The sequence below is a fragment of the Vibrio sp. B183 genome, from assembly GCF_000740665.1.
Classification (GTDB): Bacteria; Pseudomonadota; Gammaproteobacteria; order Enterobacterales; family Vibrionaceae; genus Vibrio; species Vibrio coralliilyticus.
Window position 1 is genome coordinate 81,942 of the sequence record NZ_JPQB01000004.1, and the last position, 24,005, is coordinate 105,946.

24 protein-coding genes are annotated in these 24,005 nt (G+C 47.8%); 3 read left to right on the plus strand and 21 right to left on the minus strand.

Translation table 11 applies throughout. From position 1 onward, the window contains the following. Nucleotides 1-22: 22 nt before the first annotated feature. From IX95_RS03390 to IX95_RS03465, 16 genes are all read right to left on the minus strand, one after another. On the minus strand, nucleotides 23-622 hold the full coding sequence (locus IX95_RS03390; RefSeq protein ID WP_038156850.1) for a glutathione S-transferase family protein: 600 nt from the start codon (nucleotides 620-622) through the stop codon (nucleotides 23-25). A 170-nt stretch (nucleotides 623-792) separates the two neighbouring features. Further along, nucleotides 793-1,416, minus strand: a complete 624-nt coding sequence (gene ureG, locus IX95_RS03395) for an urease accessory protein UreG (RefSeq protein ID WP_019277454.1) — start codon at nucleotides 1,414-1,416, stop codon at nucleotides 793-795. 24 nt (nucleotides 1,417-1,440) lie between these two features. Further along, nucleotides 1,441-2,130, minus strand: coding sequence for an urease accessory protein UreF (locus IX95_RS03400; RefSeq protein WP_038156853.1), 690 nt, complete (start codon nucleotides 2,128-2,130; stop codon nucleotides 1,441-1,443). A 9-nt stretch (nucleotides 2,131-2,139) separates the two neighbouring features. Next, on the minus strand, nucleotides 2,140-2,697 hold the full coding sequence (locus tag IX95_RS03405; RefSeq protein WP_038156855.1) for a HupE/UreJ family protein: 558 nt from the start codon (nucleotides 2,695-2,697) through the stop codon (nucleotides 2,140-2,142). A gap of 48 nt (nucleotides 2,698-2,745) precedes the next feature. Beyond that, on the minus strand, nucleotides 2,746-3,198 hold the full coding sequence (gene ureE / locus IX95_RS03410; protein ID WP_019277451.1) for an urease accessory protein UreE: 453 nt from the start codon (nucleotides 3,196-3,198) through the stop codon (nucleotides 2,746-2,748). Nucleotides 3,199-3,219: 21 nt separating this feature from the next. Beyond that, on the minus strand, nucleotides 3,220-4,923 hold the full coding sequence (gene ureC, locus IX95_RS03415) for an urease subunit alpha (RefSeq protein WP_038156856.1): 1,704 nt from the start codon (nucleotides 4,921-4,923) through the stop codon (nucleotides 3,220-3,222). A 41-nt stretch (nucleotides 4,924-4,964) separates the two neighbouring features. Further along, the gene (locus IX95_RS03420; protein ID WP_019277449.1) at nucleotides 4,965-5,303 is read right to left on the minus strand and encodes an urease subunit beta; all 339 of its coding nucleotides are present in this window, start codon (nucleotides 5,301-5,303) and stop codon (nucleotides 4,965-4,967) included. Between the two features lie 9 nt (nucleotides 5,304-5,312). Next, entirely contained in the window at nucleotides 5,313-5,615 is a 303-nt protein-coding gene (gene ureA, locus IX95_RS03425) for an urease subunit gamma (RefSeq protein WP_006961912.1), read from the minus strand. An 8-nt stretch (nucleotides 5,616-5,623) separates the two neighbouring features. Beyond that, entirely contained in the window at nucleotides 5,624-6,532 is a 909-nt protein-coding gene (locus tag IX95_RS03430) for an urease accessory protein UreD (protein ID WP_038156859.1), read from the minus strand. Next, nucleotides 6,529-7,224: an urea ABC transporter ATP-binding subunit UrtE gene (gene urtE / locus IX95_RS03435; protein WP_006961914.1), complete on the minus strand. Its 696-nt coding sequence runs from the start codon at nucleotides 7,222-7,224 to the stop codon at nucleotides 6,529-6,531. The genes IX95_RS03430 and urtE overlap by 4 nt, the downstream gene beginning before the upstream one ends. 1 nt (nucleotide 7,225) lies before the next feature. Further along, nucleotides 7,226-8,077, minus strand: coding sequence for an urea ABC transporter ATP-binding protein UrtD (gene urtD, locus IX95_RS03440; protein ID WP_038156862.1), 852 nt, complete (start codon nucleotides 8,075-8,077; stop codon nucleotides 7,226-7,228). Beyond that, nucleotides 8,074-9,246 (minus strand): urea ABC transporter permease subunit UrtC, encoded by a 1,173-nt coding sequence (gene urtC, locus IX95_RS03445; protein WP_038156864.1) that lies wholly within the window; start codon nucleotides 9,244-9,246, stop codon nucleotides 8,074-8,076. The genes urtD and urtC overlap by 4 nt, the downstream gene beginning before the upstream one ends. Before the next feature lie 7 nt (nucleotides 9,247-9,253). After that, nucleotides 9,254-10,903, minus strand: coding sequence for an urea ABC transporter permease subunit UrtB (gene urtB, locus IX95_RS03450; protein WP_038156867.1), 1,650 nt, complete (start codon nucleotides 10,901-10,903; stop codon nucleotides 9,254-9,256). 83 nt (nucleotides 10,904-10,986) lie between these two features. Further along, a complete protein-coding gene (gene urtA, locus IX95_RS03455) occupies nucleotides 10,987-12,273 on the minus strand; it encodes an urea ABC transporter substrate-binding protein (protein WP_038156869.1) in 1,287 nt (428 codons plus the stop codon). 430 nt (nucleotides 12,274-12,703) lie between these two features. Further along, on the minus strand, nucleotides 12,704-13,405 hold the full coding sequence (locus IX95_RS03460; RefSeq protein ID WP_038156872.1) for a hypothetical protein: 702 nt from the start codon (nucleotides 13,403-13,405) through the stop codon (nucleotides 12,704-12,706). 134 nt (nucleotides 13,406-13,539) lie between these two features. Further along, nucleotides 13,540-14,208 carry a hypothetical protein gene (locus IX95_RS03465; RefSeq protein WP_038156875.1) on the minus strand — a complete coding sequence of 223 codons (669 nt, stop codon included), beginning with the start codon at nucleotides 14,206-14,208 and terminating at the stop codon, nucleotides 13,540-13,542. A gap of 780 nt (nucleotides 14,209-14,988) precedes the next feature. Here IX95_RS03465 and IX95_RS03470 point away from each other — a divergent pair. Next, nucleotides 14,989-16,026 carry a hypothetical protein gene (locus IX95_RS03470; protein WP_019277439.1) on the plus strand — a complete coding sequence of 346 codons (1,038 nt, stop codon included), beginning with the start codon at nucleotides 14,989-14,991 and terminating at the stop codon, nucleotides 16,024-16,026. A gap of 140 nt (nucleotides 16,027-16,166) precedes the next feature. On the opposite strand, the gene IX95_RS03475 is transcribed toward IX95_RS03470, so the two are convergent. From IX95_RS03475 to gcl, 4 genes are all read right to left on the minus strand, one after another. Next, a complete protein-coding gene (locus IX95_RS03475) occupies nucleotides 16,167-16,781 on the minus strand; it encodes a TetR/AcrR family transcriptional regulator (protein WP_038156877.1) in 615 nt (204 codons plus the stop codon). A 302-nt stretch (nucleotides 16,782-17,083) separates the two neighbouring features. After that, nucleotides 17,084-17,983: a 2-hydroxy-3-oxopropionate reductase gene (locus IX95_RS03485; protein WP_029236280.1), complete on the minus strand. Its 900-nt coding sequence runs from the start codon at nucleotides 17,981-17,983 to the stop codon at nucleotides 17,084-17,086. Nucleotides 17,984-18,008: 25 nt separating this feature from the next. Further along, on the minus strand, nucleotides 18,009-18,785 hold the full coding sequence (gene hyi, locus IX95_RS03490) for a hydroxypyruvate isomerase (RefSeq protein ID WP_006959839.1): 777 nt from the start codon (nucleotides 18,783-18,785) through the stop codon (nucleotides 18,009-18,011). A 59-nt stretch (nucleotides 18,786-18,844) separates the two neighbouring features. Next, the gene (gcl, locus tag IX95_RS03495) at nucleotides 18,845-20,617 is read right to left on the minus strand and encodes a glyoxylate carboligase (RefSeq protein WP_038156883.1); all 1,773 of its coding nucleotides are present in this window, start codon (nucleotides 20,615-20,617) and stop codon (nucleotides 18,845-18,847) included. Nucleotides 20,618-20,929: 312 nt separating this feature from the next. On the opposite strand from gcl, the gene aceB reads away from it, so the two are divergent. Then, the gene (aceB, locus tag IX95_RS03500) at nucleotides 20,930-22,558 is read left to right on the plus strand and encodes a malate synthase A (RefSeq protein ID WP_038156884.1); all 1,629 of its coding nucleotides are present in this window, start codon (nucleotides 20,930-20,932) and stop codon (nucleotides 22,556-22,558) included. A 21-nt stretch (nucleotides 22,559-22,579) separates the two neighbouring features. Further along, the gene (locus tag IX95_RS03505; RefSeq protein WP_006959844.1) at nucleotides 22,580-23,017 is read left to right on the plus strand and encodes a GlcG/HbpS family heme-binding protein; all 438 of its coding nucleotides are present in this window, start codon (nucleotides 22,580-22,582) and stop codon (nucleotides 23,015-23,017) included. A gap of 40 nt (nucleotides 23,018-23,057) precedes the next feature. On the opposite strand, the gene IX95_RS03510 is transcribed toward IX95_RS03505, so the two are convergent. Further along, on the minus strand, nucleotides 23,058-23,978 hold the full coding sequence (locus IX95_RS03510) for a LysR family transcriptional regulator (RefSeq protein WP_038156886.1): 921 nt from the start codon (nucleotides 23,976-23,978) through the stop codon (nucleotides 23,058-23,060). Nucleotides 23,979-24,005 lie beyond the last annotated feature (27 nt).

A 24,005-nucleotide genomic window follows, 5' to 3' on the forward strand; every position in this document is an offset into this window, starting at 1 on the left:
ATCATCTTCCTCTCAACATGGATTAACAGGCGGGTTCGGCTCGGGCAATTCTGCTGTTCTGACGCAGCATGTTCAGATGGTTTTGATACATAGGCGACTCAGAGCAACCATGCTGCAATGCCTTTTTGTAGATACACGCAACAAAGATGTCAGCGAAAGTAAACCAAGTGCCAATGGCATAAGCTGAATCCAGAAAAAGGTGCTCACTTAATTTTCCCAAACACCGTGAGATCCACTCTCCTCTCAAAGCCCGTTTCTCTGCCTCTGTCAGTTCAGGTCGTAGGAATTTCAAAACAGTCCGGTTCTGAGGGGAATGAATGCTTGAATTGACGAACTCGCACACAAACCTGACCCTCGCTCTCTCCCGCGTGGTTTCTCCAAGTAAGCTGTCACCCGGAAAGGCTTCCTCGATGTACTCAAGAATGGCCATGGATTCAAAGTAAGCGTGACCATCGACAGTCAGACACGGCACATAACCAAATGGATTAATGGATAGGTAGCTGCTGGTGAGATCTGCCGACGTAACTTCATGTCGCTGATAAGAGACCTGCTTGTAGTTCAGCGCCCACTCCACTCGCTGCGAGCTATTTGAGCCACTTGCAGCAAACAACTTTACATCCATTTCCTACCTCTCAATACGTGCTCAAGTTAAGCGACATTATCAGACGCTATGCAACAACACGAGTTTGTTGAATTAAAAACGTGCCTCAGGTAGAAAGTCTTAACGATAAAAATGGGCACCCTAAGGTGCCCGGCAGGAGCAGTACGTTCTTGGGGGAAGAACTGAACTGATTAGTTGCGAGGAGTGAGCATGCCTTGTGTCACGATAAAGTCGATGATGGTATTCAGACCATGGCTCTCTTTGAGGTTAGTGAATACATAAGGCTTGGTTGGGCGCATGCGTTGCGTATCTTGCTCCATCACTTCCAATGAAGCACCGACATAAGGTGCGAGGTCGATTTTATTAATCACCAATAAATCCGAACGCGTAATACCTGGGCCGCCTTTACGTGGAATTTTCTCGCCTTCGGCGACATCAATCACGTAGATAGTTAAGTCCGCCAATTCAGGGCTAAACGTCGCGCTAAGGTTGTCACCACCACTTTCGACAAACACGACATCGAGATTCTTATGTCGCTTTGCCAGCTCCTCTACCGCTGCCAGGTTCATGGAAGCATCTTCCCTAATTGCTGTATGCGGACAGCCTCCGGTCTCAACACCAATAATTCGATCCGGTTCGAGTGCTTCCGCGCGGGTTAGAATCTTAGCGTCTTCCTGTGTGTAGATATCGTTGGTAACCACGGCGATATTAAGCTTGTCGCGAATCGCTTTACATAGCACTTCCAATAGCGCCGTTTTACCCGAACCCACAGGGCCACCGATACCCACTCGCAGTGGTTGTTTGTAACTTTCCATATTAAAACCTCTGATTAAATTCCGTTATGAGCGAAACAGCCGCGTGTATTGCGTTTCGTGAAGGCTGCTTGCGATAGATACCGAAGGTGTAAAGCTGCCTATCATCCAATCTTCTGTCTGCTCGGCTTGCAACAGCGCTTGAGGAAACAACTCGCTCAGGTGAATCAAAACACACTGTCCGTCAGTTTGCCCCAAGGGTACTAGTTTCACGCCTGCCATGACCAGATTTTCAGCCCAGCTCCACAGGTAACCTTGCTTCAAGGCCAACGGTTCAATGTTCCAGTGCTGCGCCGCAACACACAGCCCTAATAGCTGATTCATTCCCAACTCTTCATCGAGAAAGCAGACATGCTCAATATCCAATTGCTTGAGCAGTGTTTTCAGTGCCAGACCTCGCTGACGCTCTTCAGCTCTTAACTCACGGGTTTCCCGACTAGAGTAAAGTAGCTCGCTGCAATGACGTATTTTCTCCATGTCATCGTCTCGAAGTGCCTGCATATACTGCTCGATTAAGGGCAGCTCCAATGTCGCCACGCTGTTCAGCAACATGTTCGCTAGCCAATCCTCCATAGCGTGTCGTCCGTCGACCCACCCCGCTTCTACGGCCCACTCCAGACCTTGCGAGTAGGTAAAACCGCCAATAGGTAAGGAAGGGCTGATGAGCTGAAAAAGTCGGTATAGCGCTAAATCGGATTGCGTTTTCGTTGGCTCCATATCATTCAATTAGATCAAGACCAATGCACTGACACCGGCAACCCCTGCAGCTAACCAAGGGCTGAACATCGCTCGGCCACACTGCATGCCTAAAAGAATCAATGCACTTGCGCTGGCCACCATACCGGCAGCAAAAGCAGACACCACACCTTGCGCTTCCACACCATGAGCGTAGCCATGGAAAAAAATCAGCCCAATACATAAGGTGACAGCCAATCGCATCACATTCTCAGAAGCGTGAAAGGCTTGCCAGATAGCGCCACTGACCACAAACAGAGAAGCGCCAATGGCAAGCTCCGTGGCAGAAAAACCTCCCATCACCTGTCCTACTGCTAGTCCTGCCACCAAAGACATTAACGCCGCTGCTACAAGACCTATTTGGCGCTTAACCGACGTACGCAGACAAGCAATCAAAATACCGAACGCAACGAGCATAATAAGGTGATCAAAACCTGTAACAGGGTGCGTCAGGCCTGAAGAAAAAGAATGACTATCGTGCCCCGGATGAGCCAGAACAGGTGTTGAAATCAGAAGCAGCGGCAGCACTGACGTAATTGTTTTTTTCATAATAACTTCCTTGTCGTTTTTGTAGTAAGTAATCCGTTTTACTGGTGATTAATGGTGGTGATGGTGCCCACCCGAACGGCCACCATAAGCACCGCTTTCTGGTTCAAACGGCGCCTTTTCCGTTGTGACTTTTGCACCAAGCCCTTCCACCATCTCATCCAGAACATGGTCGTGCTGATAGCGCACCCAGCCAAACTCGACTTGCAGTGGTACATGGCGATTACCGAGGTGATAGGCGACACGAGTCAGCAGGTGCAGATCACTGCAATACACTGTCGATACCTTCTCAGGCGCGGCTTTGACTTCAACCACCATGCCGCACTGGCTCTTTAGCTGCTCGCCACCGCGTAAAATATGCCCGCGAGGTAGAAACAGTCCCGCTTCCCGACCATCATCCAGTTCGACCTTAAGACGGCTTTTAATTCGACTGTCAATCGGCAGGCTGAGAAATGCGTTGGGTTGTATTGTGATTTCAGTATTGATTTCGGTTAGCTCAATCATCTCGCTCCCTCATTGATGGTGTTAAAACAAAAAATATCGTTGTGCCATAGGTAGCACGTCGGCAGGCTCACAAACCAACAGCTCACCATCAGCACGAACCTGATAAGTTTGGGAATCGACTTCGATCTTTGGCTGCCAGTCATTGAGTTTCATGTCGGCTTTGCTGATATCGCGGCAATGGCTGACGACACCAATCTGACTGCCAAGCCCAAGCTGCTGAGCAATGCCGGCACGTTGCGCCTCCTGAGAAACAAACAGCATGGACGTGTTCTGGCTCGCTTTGCCGTAACTGCCAAACATACTGCGGTAGTGAACCGGTTGAGGGGTTGGGATTGACGCATTCGGGTCCCCCATTGGCGCCATGGCGATCATGCCACCTTTGAGAATCACGCTTGGTTTGACACCAAAGAAAGCAGGCTTCCACAGAACCAAATCTGCCAGCTTACCCACTTCGACCGAACCAATTTCATGGGCCATTCCGTGAGTAATCGCCGGATTGATCGTGTATTTAGCGATATAACGACGAAGACGGAAGTTATCGCTGTAGGACGAATCCTCAGCCAGACTGCCACGCTGGACTTTCATCTTGTGCGCCGTTTGCCATGTACGGGTGATCACTTCACCAACTCGGCCCATTGCTTGAGAGTCCGACGCAATCATAGAGAAAGCACCAAGATCATGAAGTATGTCTTCAGCGGCGATGGTCTCGCGGCGAATGCGAGATTCCGCAAACGCGACATCTTCGGCAATAGAAGGAGATAGGTGATGACACACCATCAGCATATCTAGGTGTTCATCCACTGTATTAATGGTGTACGGACGTGTCGGGTTGGTTGATGACGGCAAGACGTTCGACTCACCCGCAGCGCGGATAATGTCAGGTGCATGGCCACCACCGGCACCTTCGGTGTGATAGGTATGGATAACACGATCACCAATCGCACCCAGCGTCGACTCAACAAAACCAGACTCGTTAAGCGTATCGGTATGGATCGCAACCTGCACGTCCATTTCATCGGCGACCGTCAGACAAGTATCAATTGATGCGGGTGTTGTACCCCAATCTTCATGCAGTTTAAGCCCCACTGCACCTGCCGCGATTTGTTCACGCAGGGCTTCTGGTTGGCTGGCATTCCCTTTGCCGAGCAAGCCAAAGTTCATCGGAAACTCGTCAAGAGACTCAAGCATACGATGCATGTTCCACGGCCCCGGAGTACAGGTCGTCGCATTGGTTCCGGTATTGGGGCCAGTGCCGCCACCGATCATCGTCGTCACACCAGACGCTAGCGCTTCTTCTATCTGTTGCGGGCAGATGAAATGGATGTGAGAGTCGATACCGCCTGCGGTCAAAATCGAGCCCTCTCCTGCCAGCACTTCCGTCCCGGGACCAATCACAATGGTCACTTCTGGCTGAACATCTGGGTTGCCCGCTTTGCCTATCGCTTGAATTCGACCGTTTTTAATCGCGACATCCGCTTTCACAATCCCCCAATAATCAAGAATGACAGCATTGGTGATCACTAAATCGGGTGTTTCGGCGCTGGGTCTCTGACTCTGGCCCATGCCATCGCGAATCACTTTACCACCACCGAATTTGACCTCATCGCCGTATACGGTGAAATCCTTTTCTACTTCAAGCCATAACTCAGTGTCCGCGAGACGCATGCGGTCGCCCACTGTTGGCCCAAACATTTCGGCATACGCCTGTCGGGAAATGCTTGCCATTACCTATCCTTGTGTTTGCTTTTTCGTTGCTCAGGCGATCACTAATCCAGTTTGCCCATGACTTTGCCCTGAAAGCCGTATACGTGCTGGCTGCCTGCGTATTCGACGAGTTCGACGCTGCGAGATTGCCCAGGTTCAAAACGCGTTGCAGTACCTGCTGGGATATTGAGTCGATAGCCACGACAAGGCGTTCGATCGAACACCAAGGCGTCATTGACTTCGTAGAAATGATAGTGGGAGCCGATCTGCACCGGACGGTCGCCAATGTTCTCAACGCTCACCTGAATGGTTTTACGTCCGACATTGAGCTCAATTTCGCCCGCTGCGGTTTCAATCTGACCGGGCACAAAGCCGGATAAATGAATGGTTGTTCCTGCCATATATCCCCCTTAGACAATCGGCTCGTGGACCGTGACCAGCTTAGTGCCGTCAGGGAATGTCGCTTCTACCTGCACATCCGGAATCATTGAGGCCACTCCTTCCATTACGTCTTCTACCGTAAGTAGGGTGCGACCAAAATCCATCAGTTCAGACACGCTTTTGCCTTCACGAGCACCTTCGAGAATGGCGCTGCTGATGTAGGCAACAGATTCGGGGTAATTAAGTTTGAGACCTTTTTCTTTGCGACTTTGCGCCAGCATGCCGGCGCAAAATATCAGTAACTTATCTTTTTCTCGAGGTGATAATTCCATGTTTTTCCTTATGTCGCCCAAATCCTCGGCGGATGTGGGAGAGTGCCTGTCCATTGCTGACGTGCCTGCTGCCACACGAGCTGAAAACTGTTGAGGATCACTTCACTCCAGTGACCCAATGCTCGAATCACCACCAGCTCTTCTAACTGTGTCGCAGCGATGATGATTTTGTCTGTGCCCACTTGGCTTTGTATGTTAGAGAGCAAGCTCTGTACCAAATGGAAAAAATCGTCATCCTGTGAGGAAATGTAAAGCGTTCCCGACATAGGAAATCCGAGAAGGCCTTTTTGTTTCATATACTTATCACCACCTCGAATATTTAACCCCTCGGTCAGAATTTTTTTGCCTTGGCGATAAATCTCTGTTTTTCCGACCAAATGCCCTGAGGAAAATCCCTCATTTAGTGCAGGACGTCCAAAACAGTGCATCTCCCAGCCCACAAATTGTGCATCCTTTTCTAAGTGGATCTGAGTGTCTAAACGCGCGTGCGCATCGGGGAAAAAAATGTTCTCCTGTGGCAGCCATTCGAGTAACCCACCACTTTCGACAGTCAGGACTTGTTGCTGGTGCGCGTAGCGCTGTTCGGAGCGATAAAACTTCGTTGCCCCCGGCGTCGTCATTAAAGCGTGTGCCCCTTGCGCAACCTGTGTATCAATACGTAACGTGTCACCGCCCACGACGCCACCGGGAGGATGCAACAGATAGGTGTGGCAAGCCTTACCTTCAGGGTAAAGCGGACGCTGAATCGCCAAAGGTCCTTGTTGCTGGCGGTCGCGAATCACGGTTTTGTCACCACGATCCGTAAACAGCAGTTTGAGTTCTGCTTTCCAGCCAGATTCGGTGTCAGATTGAATCAGCTTATCCAGTCGCTGATTGTTGTTTTCGATGGCGAACGCCACCGCAGGATCACACATCATACTGTCAGATACTCCTTTATCAGTGTGTCATTGAGTTGGCCCATTTCACCCTGAGCAACATTTCGTCCTCGGTCTAGAATGCAGAATTGGTCACCTACTTTGCGTGCAAAAGGCAGCTTCTGCTCAACCAGCAACACCGTCAGGCCGAGCTTTTCGTTAAGCATGCGTATAATGTCGCCAATTTCCTGCACAATATTGGGCTGTATCCCTTCCGTCGGCTCATCGAGGATCAAAAGTCGCGGGTTGATGACCAAAGCACGACCAATCGCAAGCTGCTGTTGCTGGCCTCCTGATAAGTCACCACCTCGTCGATGACGCATCTCCTTAAGAACCGGAAACAACTCATAAATAAACTCGGGAATCTGCCTATCACCTTTGTCTCTAATGGGCAAACCAACCTGAAGATTCTCCTCAACCGTCAGCATAGGGAATATTTGCCTGCCCTGAGGGACATAGCCGATTCCAAGCCTTGAACGCATTTCCGCATCCACATTGAGTAATGAATTACCTTCCAAAGTGATATCACCACTCTTGCTCGCCACCAAGCCCATGATGCACTGCAATAAAGTCGTTTTTCCGACCCCATTTCGGCCCATCAACACGGTGCATTTTCCCTCAGGGATAGTCATATTCAGATCCCATAGCGTGTGACTTTCGCCATAGAACTGATTCAGTCCAGATATCGTCAGCATTCTATTCCCCTAAATAAACCTGTTTCACTTGTTGATGTGCCTGTACTTCATCCATGGTTCCTTCGGCCAGCACATGCCCCTGGTGGAGCACAGTGACATGGCTGGCGATGGAACGGACAAAGTCCATATCGTGCTCGACCACAACGACGGAATGCTTCCCTGCCAGAGAGTTAAGCAGTTCAGATGTGCGATCCATTTCTTGATGAGTCATTCCAGCGACAGGTTCATCAATCAATAGCAACTTAGGGTTTTGCATGAGCAGCATACCGATTTCCAGCCACTGCTTTTGCCCATGAGAAAGGTTTCCAGCCAGCGATTTCGCACTGTCTTTAAGGTGGATAAGACTCAGTACCGACTCAATCTTATCCCTTTGCTCACCAGTCAGGTTGGCGGTGTAGGTTCCCCAGACTGAGCGCACACCGGACATCGCCAGCTCAAGGTTTTGCCATACGTTGAGGCACTCTATGACAGTCGGTTTTTGGAACTTACGACCAATCCCTGCGTTAGCAATTTGTGCTTCGTTCATCTTTAACAAATTGATATTCGATCCCAGCCAGACAGAGCCTGAGTCGGGTTTGGTTTTACCGGTGATAATGTCCATCATGGTGGTCTTGCCTGCCCCGTTCGGGCCGATAATGCAGCGCAACTCATCTTCACGAATGTACAAATTCAGATCATTGATTGCCTGAAAACCATCAAAGCTTTTATTAACCCCTTCGACGTAGAGCAGGATGTTGTGGCGAGTATCAATCAAGGGGTGATTGTCGGGCTTTAGAAAAGGAAAAACTTGATCGCGGCGAGTCAGAGCACGCATTGATTCACTGATCTGCCCCGGTTGAGTATACGCATTCATACCAGCGCCTCCTTGTCAGTCTGCTGACTGGCCTTTTTGTTGGACGATGTAAAGAAAGCGGCTTTGTCGCTGATAAAACCCATCAAGCCTTTCGGGAAATACATGGTTGAAAGCACAAACAAGCCACCCAGCGCGAATAACCAGACTTCAGGAAATTCAACCGTAAACCAGCTTTTGGCGTAGTTGATCAGCAGCGCTCCAACAATCGCACCAAACAGTGTGGCTCGGCCTCCCAACGCAACCCACACCACGACTTCGATAGAGTTGAGTGGCGCAAATTCACCGGGGTTAATAATACCGACCTGAGGAACGTATAAAGCCCCAGCAATACCCGCAATCACAGCTGAAAGCACAAACACCCACAGCTTGATGCCATCAACGTCGTAGCCCATAAATCGGGTGCGAGACTCGGTATCACGGATCGCCAGCGCAACACGGCCAAGACGACTGGCGACAATCGAACGGCACAGCAGGTAACTGAAAATCAGCGCAACACCTGTTGCGATAAACAACGCGATGCGAGTTGAGTCCTGTTGCAAGCTAAAGCCAAGGATATCTTTAAAGTCCGTTAGGCCATTATTGCCGCCAAAGCCCATTTCATTGCGGAAGAAAGCCAGCATCAGAGCGTAAGTCAGTGCCTGAGTGATGATCGACAAATACACACCAGACACCCGTGAACGAAACGCCAGATAACCAAACACATAAGCCAGCACGCCCGGAACCAACACCACCATCAGGCTGGCAAACCAGAATTGATCAAAGCCATACCAGAACCATGGCAACTCCTGCCAGTTAAGGAACACCATGAAATCCGGTAGTTCAGGATTGGCGTACACGCCGCGATCGCCGATCTGACGCATCAGATACATGCCCATCGCATAACCGCCCAGCGCAAAGAAAGCGCCGTGGCCTAAGCTGAGGATCCCGAGGTAACCCCAAACCAAATCTACCGCCAATGCCAACATGGCGTAGCTGAGATACTTACCTAGCAGTGAAATGGTAAAGGTTTCCACATGCAGAGGGTGCCCAGCTGGAAGCAGCACATTCGCCAGTGGTATCAACACTACCGCAGCCAGAATCGCCAGCAGCGTCAGTTGCCCACCTTTGTCTCCAGCCAGAGAAGAGAGAAGAAACGATCGTGACAGACCATTTTTAAGTACGTGATTCATAGTCTGGTTACCCCTCTGCTGCTCGACCGCGCTGCGGGAATAATCCGCGAGGGCGCTTTTGAATGAATAAGATGATGAACACCAGCACCAGAATTTTCGCCAGTACCGCACCTGCCCATGGTTCTAAGAGTTTGTTGAACAGGCCAAGGCTCAGGCCTGCGACCAGCGTGCCCCATAAGTTACCGACACCACCAAACACCACCACCATAAATGAGTCGATGATGTATGCTTGCCCCATATTCGGACCGACGTTGGTCAACTGTGAAAGCGCGACACCTGCAACGCCTGCCACACCAGCGCCTAGACCAAAGGTCATGGCGTCAACGCGCTCCGAACGAATGCCCATTGCTCTTGCCATCGAACGGTTCTGCGATACTGCACGCACTTGTAAACCTAGTGGCGTCTTCTTCAACACCATGACCAAGCCAATGAACACCATGGCGCAGAACAGAATGATGTAGAGGCGATTAAATGTCAGGGACAGCATTGGGTTGATTTCCAGCGCACCAGACATCCATTCTGGCGTACTAACAGAGCGGTTAAGTGGAGAAAACACCGAGCGAACCGCTTGCTGCAGAATCAAACTGATACCAAAAGTAGCTAACAAGGTTTCAAGCGGTCGGCCATAGAGGTTACGTATCACCGAACGTTCAATGACAATACCGACTAACCCCGAGACCAGAAACGCCATTGGAATAGATAGAATCAGCGCCAGCCCAGTTTGTTGAGGCAATAACTGCTGCATAACGTAAGTGGTGTATGCACCAAGCATGATCAGCTCACCATGCGCCATGTTGATCACCCCCATCACACCGAAAGTGATCGCCAGACCAATCCCAGCTAAAACCAGCACAGAGCCAAGACTCAAACCGAAAAACAAGGTTTCTACGCCTGAGTAAAAGCGCTGGCTTTGCTGATAGTCATCCAGCGCTCTTTGCGCAGCAGCAATTACAGCCTGATCCTTTTCACGGCTTAACACCTTGTTAAGCCTTTTTAGCACTATGGGTTGCTGGTAATCCGATAGAATCTCAATCGCCGCAATGCGTGCCTTGGTATCCGCATTCAAAGCGCTATCCACCGCCAACGCCAGATGCAAGGCTGCAATCACTGATTCATCGCTTTCAGCCTTAAGTTGCAGCTTAAGCAGTGCGACCGTGTCCTGATTCATCTTCGCCATTAAGGCATTCACGGCACTAACGCGTACCGAGGGATCTGGGTGGCTTAAATCAAGCGAAGCTATTTCAAGGCGCAGTATTCCGCGCAACTTGTTGTTCACTCGCACTTTTTTAAACTGACGTTTATTTTCAATCACATAAGTTTCATCACTCCAGACATTCATTGCCTCAGAGCCAGCAGCCGAAGACGATGTGATATACAGCGCCTGATCGCGGGACTCGCCCGGCGCCTTAAGATGGTAGAGCTGACCATTGAGCCAGGCAGAAAGAATGGGATGAGCGACATTAGCGGGCTGAGTGCGCACCAGCCAATAGATGGCCTGCTGTTTTTTGGCGGTGCTTTTACCAGTCAGAATCTTTGAAAATTCCGATGGGTTTATTGCTGGCCCGTTATACGCGAACGCCGCCTGAGAGATAAAGGGCAGCCACACCAAGGCTAAACAGACCACCAACTTTTTGAGCACCCGAACTAAGCTTGTCATGAATTGTATCCTTACAAGACATATGGCAGAAAAGAAAAAGCAGCGCCGTAGAGGTTGCCCTCCTTGGCGCTGAAGGGAGACATCTAATTTGTGCTACCTGCACATTTATTGGTTTCAACATTAAATGCGCCGCAAGAAAACGGCTTAGACCAGCTGGAATAAAGCTTGGCGGATTCCGGTAAGTATTGTGACCAAGCATCCCCTGCGACCAGCCCTGTAGTTTCCCACACCACGTCGAACTGACCGTCATCCTGAATTTCACCAATCAGAACGGGTTTGGTGATGTGATGGTTTGGCAGCATGGTTGAGTAGCCGCCAGATAAGTTAGGCACAGACACCCCAATCAAGGCATCCTGCACGGCTTCCGAGTCCGTGGTGCCAGCGTTCGTCACCGCTTGCGCCCACATATTGAAACCAATGTAGTGCGCTTCCATAGGATCGTTGGCCACACGTTTTTCGCTGGCTATAAACTTCTGCCAAGCTTCAACAAACTCGGCATTGTTATCAGTATCGACACTCATGAAGTAGTTCCACGCCGCCAAGTGACCAACCAATGGCGCAGTATCCATACCAGACAGCTCTTCTTCACCCACAGAGAAAGCCACCACAGGGATATCTTCAGATGAAACCCCTTGCGCCCCTAACTCTTTGTAGAAAGGTACGTTTGCGTCACCATTGATGGTAGAGACAACGGCAGTTTTCTTACCTTCAGCACCGAACTTCTTAATATCCGAGACAATCGACTGCCAGTCAGAATGACCAAATGGCGTGTAGTTGATCATGATATCCTGTTCACTGACACCTTTACTCTTAAGGTAGGATTCCAAAATCTTGTTGGTGGTGCGAGGGTAAACGTAATCGGTACCCGCCAGCACCCAGCGCTCAACTTCCAGCTCTTCCATCAGATAATCCACTGCTGGGATCGCCTGTTGGTTTGGCGCAGCGCCCGTATAGAAAACGTTTTTCGAAGACTCTTCGCCTTCATACTGAACAGGGTAGAAAAGAATGCTGTTGAGTTCTTCAAAAACAGGCAGCATGGATTTTCGCGATACCGAGGTCCAGCCACCAAACACAACGTCCACTTTCTCTTTTTCGATCAGCTCACGTGCTTTTTCAGCAAACAAAGGCCAGTTGGAAGCTGGGTCGACCACCACAGCTTCAAGCTTCTTGCCTAGCAGGCCGCCCTTTTTGTTCTGCTCCTCAACCAGCATCAAAACAGTGTCTTTCAAAGTGGTTTCGCTGATTGCCATGGTGCCAGAAAGGGAGTGCAGAACGCCGACTTTAATCGTCTCTTCCGCCTGAGCAGCCCCCGCAGCAAGTGCCAGTGAAGTACCTAATGCAGCAAGCTTAAGTTTGAACATCATGTTCATGTTGGATATCTCCTTATAATGAATGGTTATTCAACCTTTCGGTATCTAAGAAGAGAAATCCAAGAACAGTGCCAAGCTTAAAGCCCACACCAGATGGCAATTAATTAATTGATTTTTAAATAATTAAAATTCAAACCCACCAAATTAGGGTGATGAGCTGAGTGACATTTGCTGCATAGTAGTGCAATTACATAACTATTTTCACCATTATGGCGATATGGCTCGAAAAGTTAAGGGAAGTAAGAGATGTACAGAGGAAAGACGATTCTTCCAGAGTGTAAGCGTTTAATGCGTTGGCAGCAGGCAGAGAAATTTATCTAAACAATGCTTGGAAAGGCTTTAGAGTGAACTTTTTTAAGCTTGAACTACCAGATAGCCCACAAGAGCTAGTAACTGTATACGCGTTAATTAGTTAAATAAGTGGTTAATTTTATTCAAGGGTCACAGTAGTCTTACACTCAACGCTAAAATCACAATGATAGAAAAGTAGCTGTGCAGGGGTTGCAAATGAATTTGATTCAACCTTGTAGGCTAGAAACCCTGAATGTTCATCCGTCTTCGCATAGCCTACATATCGCGAACTTCCATCATGTGCTACTAGACCAATTGATACAGTATCCAAACTATAAGGGGAGTTCAAAAATGCAATCGTTTCCTTGTAGTCTGTTTCCATCTGAAATTTCCTGCCTAGATTTGGATTAAGCGTCAACAAAATTATCTTCATGGTATCTTGGGAGATGCGTATTGCCGCAGATGTTCTATCGAAGTCTGGTGTTTGTGTAGTTTGACTATCTAATAGAGGTCCTAGATCCATATGAAGTTCAACTAGGGTAGTCTCTTGGTCAAAATAGTAACGGGCACTAGAAAGGCATACCGGCCTATCTCCCTCTTCACATTTAAAGTAAGCTTTTTCGAAAATATTAGTAACGTCTTCCGATGAATCACGATATGGTTTTGGAGTACAATATGTTTCTACTCGTCCATCATCGTACCTAAGTACTCTAGGTTCTTCATAACCCTTACATTTTAGCCATGCTTGCTCGTATTCAGAGTTACCATTTCCAACGTTTGCATAGGATGAAGTCGACAGAGCTCCCAATAAAAGAGAAAAGGAAAAGGTGATTTTTTTCAATATGCCTCCAAGGCTTAAGTCCCTATTAAAGAGCCAGAAAATATGTAAAATGATTCTCTCGCTCTTTTACTTAAAGCTGCTATTTGGACGAATTTCATTTATTGATTCGCAAATTAAACTCAGCTTACACGATGCTATATAACATCGTCATAAATGATAACGAGGTAGCCTTCCCTTATACTTTCCTCATAATCTTCAATGTGATGTGGTTCATTGAGATCATATAAAGACTCAATCTTTTCTTTATTGATAATTTTGGGGTAACTCCAGCCTTCAAGTTTCGATAGCATATTCATCGCTTTTTCATCATTGAATTCCGTCCCAATAGACTCCCTGACATACAGAATCAGCGAATAAGTAAGATTCTTTTCATATCTTGGCATGTCAGTGTTTGCTGTTGCAGTACCATGGTAAACATGAACCTCGTAGCCACCTGTATATACATTAATCAAATAGCCTTCTTTCATTACCTTTCTATGCACATCCAACTGCCACTGTTCAGTCAACTGGTCATATGGTTTCATCTTAGCCACTTTATCTAGGTACGGGTTGCTCCAGCCGTCTAGAGTCGATAACTTGTCCATAATGTCATTATCGTTATACTCATCATCTACTTTCTTTTTAACGTATCCTATTAAAGGATAAGTGACCCCTTTCTTATACCCAGAGGTTTCTACAGCAGCTGTAGCTCCTCCATAGTAAACATGTACTTCGTTCATTCTTTCTTGCTTCTCAATCTCTGCTTCTGTGCTCACACAACCTATCAACAACGTTGATATAAGCAATGCAACGATATTCTTCATCTTCGTTCGTACCTGAACTTAAACTTTTGCTACCAGTATACTAAACATTGACCAGACAAAAACAAGACCAAAAACTCATCGATAAAATAAATATCAAATTGTGGGTTAGTATTACAAAATATCCATTATAAACAGGACCATTCATGTCAATAAGTGCGCATTGAAGGGTTAAAGTAAGTGACAGATCAGAAATTGCATCTACCAATTTTCAAAGAATATATTTATAGCTTGACTAGTTATATAGCTGCCCAGAAATTAACTTAAAGTAGCGTATAAATATATTATTACCCGGAGGCTCATAGCTTAAACTATATTATATTTATGGTACGTTAAATCACTATTTCGAGACTCATGTGTATCATTAGAGCATAAAGATTATACCTTTCACCATTCGGTTAATTAAGCAAAGCAATTGACTGTCACTTTATAAGAGCCCTTACATAGCCTTACAAAGCCATACAATACTCACTGCGGTTTTAAATTAAGCTGTTCATCTTCGATGAACAGATTTTGTACGTTCCTAGAATTCAAATTTCTTCAAGAAAATACTTATCTTACTAGCACTATTGCGCTACGTTCATCTAGAAGTTATAAAAATGTTAATTAAGTGGGTCAGACTACCGCATTCGATACCTTATTGTTATAGCGTATTGAGACCACTTAAGTAGCACTTCGCATCATAGGATGCATATCTAAGATGTTCATGAACGAACGAGGAAACACAGCACTTTTAGAATGGTATAGGCACAGAAAAAGTACACCGAGTGGGGAGATAAACCAATGTATAAAAATGATGCTATTGCAAGTCTAAAACAATACAACAAGCTGGATGAAGTTGAAGTAGAACCTGGAGATATACTGATATTTAAAGTATTTCCTGGGTGGGCATTTGGTCAAATCGAACTCGGAATTACATGGGGACAAAAGCTCCTCCATAAGAAGTCAGCGGATGAAAAGTTTGGGATAAAGCTTAGAGGCTCATCAACTTCTGAACATGCAGCCATTGGTTTGTCAAAAGACTTGTTAGCAGAAGCTGCGGGAGAAATTCACGACACTGATGACATACCAAACAATGCCGCAATTGTATTTAAATGCAAAAACAAAGACTTAGCCGCTGGTGCTGTGACGGTCACTAAGGCATTGTGCAGAATGGATGTGGGTACAAGACCTAGCAATCTAGCTATGCTTGACGGAAATTATGATATGGAAGGCGCCAAAAAATCTTTGTTTAAAGAAAGAGCCTTTAAGTCGACGACCAATCAATTTATCGAAGACATCATCAGCTTCGTATATGGAAGTAGCAATGTTATCCCTAACATGTTTTGTTCACAGCTCGCTGTAGCGGCATATGAGAGTGCATCAGTGGCCTTGTATGGCAAAACTTGTTTCGGCTCAGATCCTAGAGGCGTCACTCCTAAATATTTGGAGCACATTCTTAACACCAGCGGAAATTTTTATCTCGCCGGACGGCTAAAAATCCCTCCTCTCATTCTTCACACTCACAAAGTGATCAAAAAATATGAGCATGCTAGAAAGTGGAAGCAAAGCCCTGCATCTATAGAACTCGTAGAGGTTTTAGAAGAAGCATGGAGTATGCAAGCAGAAGATAGAGAAGGTTATGGCATACTATTGCATGTTTATGAGACGTATTTTGGGCTTAATGTAAAACCAGAGTATAGACATGAAATGCGTGAACTAACTCCTGATGAATTAAATGCGCTGCCAGCCATAAAAGCATTGCGTATGAAGCCCAAAAGAAATGGTCGCTTGTACAATATGGTTTTCCAAGAGATCGCGCCGTTAGAATATTTCTTGTGATAATTGCGATTGTTCAGTGCTAAATTGGTGCTAATCTCCAAGGTAACAATAAGGGCGTAACCATTAATTGGTTACGCCCTTTTTTTGATCAGATAAAACCAACTAACTTCAGTCGCTAATTCGCATAAGTGGGTGGTTACTTACGCTTTACCCTTCACTCCACAGCCTTTAATCACTAGCTGGGTGATAAATTCAGCGGCTTGTTGGTAATCGCCATTATCCAGCGTGTCTTTCTGCATAACGTTACAGATCTGCCAGCTGAAATCTGCGTATGTCTGCGTCGCTGCCCAGATGGTGAACATCAAGTGGTGTGCAGGGACTTTATCCATCAACCCTTCTTCACTCCAGGTCGCGAACTTATCCAAAATCATCTGTGACTGCTTAAACAGCTCTTGCCCGATATCTTCTGGCAGCACCTTAGCTCCTGACATCACTTCATTAGCGAACACTTTAGACGCATGTGGGTGGTCGCGTGAAATACGCAGCTTAGCTTCAATGTATTGAGTTAAAGCTTCGACTGGATCGTCGAGTTCTTCAATTGGGCGAGAGGCTTCCAGCAACGGCTGAGTCACCGTCTGGAGCACAGCATAGTAGAGCTTGTCTTTACTGCTGAAGTAGTAGAACACATTAGGTTTAGGGATATCTGCGGCTTTTGCAATATCCGCCATCTTTGTCGCTGCGTAGCCATGGGTGGCAAACTGTTCACTCGCGACATCGATAATCAATCCCTGATTTTTCTGCCTGATACGAGACATTGTTATTCCCTATACATCTGGTGTAACGACATACTAAACAATATGTTAAGAGAGACAAAGTGGTGGGGATAAAAAATCCCGAAGTAAGCACACCAGGAGCCTGCAATATGGAGCCCGAGGAAGGTGTAACTCCAACCTGCTGTCTTACGACGGGAACGCGTATAAAAGGAGACGAAAAACTACGCGATTTAGTAATGAATCATTTAGGAGCAGCGACTACGGATTCAAGCCATGAGAGAATCAGCAGGACCGCTACCCCATGGAACGATGCGGGAGAGGAATCCACATCGTCCCGACAGGAATTAGTCCCTGATTGAGTGGCCTGAGCGTTTCTCAATCGCTTTAATCAGCGCAGAGTGGTCCCAGTTCTGGCCGCCCATTGCTGCACAATCTTCAAACAGCTCCTGAGCATTTGCCGTATTTGGCAGTGCTACATCCAGCTCTTTTGCGCCAGACAGCGCAAGGTCTAGATCTTTCTGGTGCAATGTAATCTTAAAGCCTGGGTCGAATGTGCCTTCCACCATGCGCTCGCCGTGTACTTCAAGAATCTTCGAGTTGGCAAATCCGCCAAGCAGTGCCTGACGTACACGCGCTGGATCGGCGCCCGCTTTTGACGCAAACACTAAAGCTTCAGATACAGCTTCGATGTTCAGAGCAACAATGATTTGGTTAGCGACTTTACACGTCTGACCTGCACCATTTTCACCGACTAGCGTGATGTTTTTACCCATTACCTCAAACAGTGGACGCGCTTTATCAAATGCTGATTGCTCACCACCAACCATGATGCTCAGTGAGGCATTAATAGCACCCACTTCACCACCAGATACTGGTGCATCAAGATATTGCGCGCCACTTTCGTTGACACGTGCCGCAATCGCTTTGGTGGCGATTGGGGAAATCGAGCTCATGTCGATAACCAGTTTGCCTGCTGCACCACTTTCGCTTAGGCCAGCTTCAACACCGTTCTCGCCGAACAGTACGTCTTCCACCTGCGGTGTGTTTGGCACCATCAGGATAATCGCGTCCGCCAGACGAGTCGCTTCTGCTGGTGAATGACAAACCAACGCACCAGCTTCAACAAGTTCAACCGGTGGCGGGTTGAAGTGATCAGTCAACACAATGTCGTGACCCGCTTTTTGCAGGTTGATCGCCATTGGCTTACCCATGATACCTGTACCGATAAATGCAATTTTCATAATATGTTCTCCGTAACGTTAACCGCACTTAGCGGTATAGGTTTAGCCAATCTAAGCCTTCAGTTGTGGTGGTTTTTGGCTTGTATTCACAGCCCACCCAACCTTGGTAACCCAATTCATCCAGATGTTTGAGGACAAATGGGTAGTTAATCTCACCAGTGCCCGGTTCATGACGACCTGGGTTGTCTGCCAGCTGTACGTGGGCGATCTGGCCGATGTTGGCACTCATGGTTGGCGCTAAATCCCCTTCCATGATCTGCATGTGGTAGATGTCGTACTGAATGAACAGATTGTCACTGCCCACTTCTTTAATCACTGCTTTGGCCTGCTCAGTAGTGTTGAGGAAAAAGCCCGGAATATCACGAGTGTTAATCGCTTCAATTACCAGCCTTAGCCCCGCTTCCTGCAATGCTTGAGCGGCGTATCTGAGGTTAATGACAAAGGCTGCATGCGCATCCTGTTGGCTGACACCAGCAGGGGTAATCCCCGCCAGACAGTTGACCTGCGTATTGCCCAGCACCTTGGCGTACTGAATGGCTAACGCAACGCCTGACTGAAACTCTTCGATGCGTGACGGGTCACACGCAATGCCGCGGTCGCCAGCATCCCAATCACCCGCCGGAAGGTTGAACAGCACCTGTGTCAGGTTGTTTTGCTCCAGCTTCTGTTTGATTTGCTCAGCATCAAATGCGTAAGGGAAGAGATATTCCACACCGCTGAATCCAGCCTGAGCAGCAGCGTCAAAGCGCTCAAGGAAATCAACCTCGGTAAATAACATGGATAAATTTGCAGCAAACTTTGCCATAGTGATGTCCTTTTTCTTGCAGCCCTTTCGGGCTGCTTCAGTATTTTGCGATAAACAGATTATTGATTGGCTAGCGCGGTTGGTGCGTCATCGATGCTGTCTGCCAGAGATTCAAACTCGTTGATGGCATCGATCTCTACACCCATAGAAATATTGGTCACGCGCTCAAGAATCACTTCCACCACAACAGGTACTTTGTGTTTGTTCATCAGCTCTTTCGCTTGTGCAAACGCGGCCTGCATCTGTTCTGAGTCAGTTACACGAATCGCTTTACAACCTAAACCTTCAACCACAGTCACGTGATCAACACCGTAGCCATCAAGCTCTGGCGCATTTTGGTTTTCAAACGCCAACTGAACACAGTAGTCGATATCGAACTGGCGCTGTGCCTGACGAATCAAACCTAGATAGGAGTTGTTCACCAATACGTGGATGTATGGCAGGTTGAACTGAGCGCCTACTGCCAACTCTTCAATCATGAACTGGAAGTCATAGTCTCCCGAGATTGCCACGATGTCGCGGTTTGGATCCGCGGCACGTACGCCTAGAGCTGCTGGTGTTGTCCAGCCAAGCGGACCTGCTTGACCACAGTTGATCCAGTGGCGTGGTTTATAAACGTGAAGGAACTGCGCCGCTGCAATCTGAGACAAACCGATAGTGCTGACGTAACAAGTATCGCGGCCAAAGGCTTTGTTCATCTCTTCATAAACACGCATTGGTTTGATTGGCGCATCAGTGTAGTGCGTCTTACGCAGCATGCTCGATTTACGCTGCTGACACTCTGCCACCCATGCGCCACGATTAGGTAGTTTGCCAGCATCACGCCACTCACGAGCGACTTCAACCAGCAATTCCAGCGCTGCTTTGGCGTCAGAAACAATTCCAAGATCCGGACAGAACACGCGGCCAATTTGAGTTGGTTCAATATCGACGTGAACAAACTTGCGGCCCTTGGTGTAGACATCCAGTGAACCAGTGTGGCGGTTGGCCCAACGGTTACCAATACCGAACACGAAATCCGATTCCAGCATAGTTGCGTTGCCATAGCGGTGCGCAGTCTGCAAGCCCACCATACCGGCCATCAGTTCGTGATCATCCGCAATGGAACCCCAGCCCATCAAGGTTGGGATAACAGGCACGCCAGTAATTTCAGCGAACTGTTGTAGTAGCTCTTCCGCACCAGCGTTGATTACGCCGCCACCTGAAACGATGACTGGGTTTTCAGACTCACACATCATCGCCATCGCTTTCTCAACCTGCGCACGTGTCGCTTTTGGTTGATACGCTTCTAGCGGCTCATAGGTGTCGATGTCGAATTCAATTTCCGTTAACTGAACATCAAGTGGAAGGTCGATTAGAACCGGGCCCGGACGACCAGAACGCATTAGGTGGAATGCCTGCTGGAAAGCACGCGGCACCTGAGCGGGCTCTAGAACCGTCGTCGCCCATTTGGTGACTGGTTTCGCAATGGATTCAATATCCACCGCCTGAAAATCTTCTTTGTGCAAACGGGCTCTTGGCGCCTGACCCGTAATACATAAGATTGGAATGGAATCCGCCGATGCTGAATACAGGCCAGTGATCATGTCTGTCCCTGCAGGGCCAGATGTACCGATACAGACACCAATGTTGTCTTGATTAGTACGGGTGTAACCCTCCGCCATGTGTGATGCACCTTCCACATGTCGTGCTAACACATGATCAATACCACCAAGCTTTTTCATTGCCGCGTACATAGGGTTGATGGCAGCGCCTGGAACGCCGAAGGCAATGTCTACGCCTTCCTTTTTCAATACTTCTACCGCTGCTTCGATTGCCTTCATCTTTGCCATGCGAACCTCCATTTCAATTGTATACAATCCAAAGATACTTTGTGTACTATGAATCAATTTCTAAATATAGCAACCCCCATTTGCAACATTTTTTCAACATAGAACATTTACCCTAAGTGGTTGCTAACCCCATAACACAAAGAAATCATTGCTTTACATAAAATATCTTTACGTAAAAATAATTTCCCAGACGAGTAAATGAAAAATAAATGTTAAATACCCTTTGATTGTTTACAAATTTTCCCATATAAGTATTCGTGTAAATAATTTTTGTACACAAAATCGATCAATATTGTTTAAAGGAGACGAACAATGAATTTGAACGATCTAGCCGAAAGAGAAGAAACTGCCTGTCTGGAGGTTGTCGGTCATACAGACAACCCAAGCTATAAGGAGATTCTGTCAGATGAAGCCCTTTCTTTTCTGACAGTATTGGTAAACCGATTTGGCGCCCGTCGTGACGCTTTGCTGCAAGCACGCGAGGAACAGCAAAAGCAATACGATGCGGGTGCATTGCCAGATTTCAGAGCTGACACTCAGGCGATTCGTGATGACAAATCATGGAAAGTGGCAACACCACCGCCAGAGCTATTGGATCGCCGAGTAGAAATTACCGGTCCGGTAGATAGAAAAATGGTTATCAACGCGCTGAACTCTGGCGCGAAAGTCTTTATGTGCTGCTTTGAAGATGCTTCTTCACCGACATGGGAAAACATGGTCGAAGGGCAAATCAACCTCAGAGACGCCAACGCAGGCACCATCAGCTACTTTGACGACAAAAAAAATAAGCAATATGAGCTGAATGCCAACCCTGCCCTACTGATCGCTCGTCCACGCGGCCTGCACCTGCCAGAGCAATCAATCCAATTCAATCAACAAGCGATTCCGGGCTGTTTAATGGACTTCGCTTTGTATTTCTATCACAACTACCAGACCCGAGCGCAACAAGGTCTGGGCGTTTACTACTACATTCCTAAGCTAGAAAGCATGGAAGAAGCAAAATGGTGGGATGACGTATTTGCTTTCACTGAAGATCACTTCGGCGTGGCACGTGGCACCATCCGCGCAACCGTACTGATTGAAACACTGCCAGCAGTATTCCAAATGGAAGAGATGCTCTATGCCATGCGCGATCATATCGTGGCGATGAACTGCGGCCGCTGGGATTACATTTTCAGCTACATAAAAACGTTGAAAAACCATCCAGATCGCATCCTACCAGATCGTCATGTGGTTGGTATGGATAAAGAGTTCCTCAATGCTTACAGCCAGTTACTAGTCAGAACCTGCCACCAGCGTGGTGCGTTGGCAATGGGCGGAATGTCGGCCTTTATTCCTGCCAAAGACCCGCAGGAGATGGAACGCGTCACCGCTAAAGTGATTGAAGATAAAGAACGTGAATCACGCAATGGTCACGATGGCACTTGGGTCGCTCACCCTGCTTTAGTCGACTTGGCGATGTCTGTGTTTGATAAAAACCTTGAAGGCAAAGTCAATCAGCTCGATTTTGTCAGCCCTACGCACGAAATTGGCGCAGAGCTGCTGCTTAAACCGTGTGAAGGCTCGCGTGACGAAGCTGGCGTGCGCAAGAACATTCGCATCGCTCTTTACTACATTGAGGCATGGATTCAGGGCTCAGGTTGTGTGCCTATCTATGGTCTGATGGAAGACGCGGCGACGGCAGAAATCTCACGCGCGAACATCTGGCAATGGATTCATCACGGCGTGAAGCTGGATGATGGCCAAACCTTCAACAAAGAATTATTCCACACGTGGTTGTATCAGGAACTCGACACTATCAAACAGGAAGTGGGTGAGGCTCGCTATGCGGCAGGCCGCTTTGAACAAACTGCTGACCTTTTCTATAAGTTGTCTACCGCAGAAGAGTTCGCCACCTTCCTGACCTTACCTAGTTACGAGCTTCTGCAAGGAGCCGCGTAAACAAAAAAATCAGGAGATAACATGGGAAGTTTAACTCTAGAACAAGCACTAGCCGTCATTGACGGTACTTTTCAGGCTGGACAAAAGAGCCAAAGCGCCCCTCTGACGGTCGCTGTACTCGACAGCGGAGGAAAGCTGATTACGTTGCAACGACAAGATGGCAGTAGCATGATGCGGCCAGACATCGCAATCGCAAAAGCCTGGGGTGCTCTCGCGCTCGGCTGCTCCTCCAGAAAGCTCGCTCAAGACGCAGACAACCGCCCCGCGTTTATCTCCGCTGTAAACGTTTTGGCACACGGTAATATGGTCCCCGTTCCCGGTGGCTTACTGATCCGTGATGCTGAGCAGAACATCCTCGGCGCGGTCGGTGTCAGTGGAGATATCTCCGACCTCGACGAAAGCTGCGCCCTGCGTGGTATCACTCACGCTGACTTGTTCTGTGATGAGAACGCGGCATAACCCTTCATCAAAAGCGGCTCCGGCCGCTTTTTTATTACCGTTAATGGCCCAACACAGGCAGTTCTGTCAACATTTCCTGAAGTAAATCCGAAAACGCATCAATGACTGGCTGTTTGCGCTCATTGGCAATGTCATCAGGCCGCTGGATCACGCCGTACTGATAGCGAGGCAAGTCCAAGATCGGCAGTGCTCGAATCTTGTGATTATCCATCCCTTTGAGCATGGTGCTGTTGGCAATCGACACGCCAATCCCTTCCGCGACCAGTGAACAGGCGACATCGACAGAGTGCGCTTCAACAACGATTTCCGGAAACAAATTGCTGCGAGTAAACCAGTTCATCACATCATGACGAGTACTGCTCTTACGCCCGATCATGACCAGTTTCTGATCGCGCAAGTTGTCAGCGTTGACCGAATGGAATGCTTCGAACTCATGGCCCTCGGGAAACACACACATCGCAATCCCTGAATCCAGTGCCGTGGAGCGAAACTTGGAATGATTGCTGATGCGGGTAAACCCGACATCTGCCTGACCGGAATAGACACTTTCTTCAATCGACTGATAATGGCTCGAAAACAATTCAACCGACACGTCAGGAAATAACGCCACCAGCTGCTTAATAAGTTTAGGGGCCAGTGACTTGGCAAAGGTATAAGGCATCGCAATCTTGAATACTTGCTTCGCTTTGCGTCCCCTTTTGATTTCCGACGCCTGAGTCTGGAGCTGCTCCATACCCTCTAAAACGTGCAGTGCGTTTGATAACAAATTGAGCGATTCGGGTTTAATTTTCAATCGTCCTCTGTCCCGTTCAAAGAGATCCAGATCAAGCTCCTTTTCCAGCTGAGCCAACATTCGACTCACACCAGATTGAGATAAGTTCAACTGCTCTGCCGCCAGACTGGTTGTCCCAGCTTGGCTGATGGCTTTAAGCGCCCGAAGTTGTTTCGCCGTTATATTCATCTGGTTCCATTTAAACAAGTCACTTTA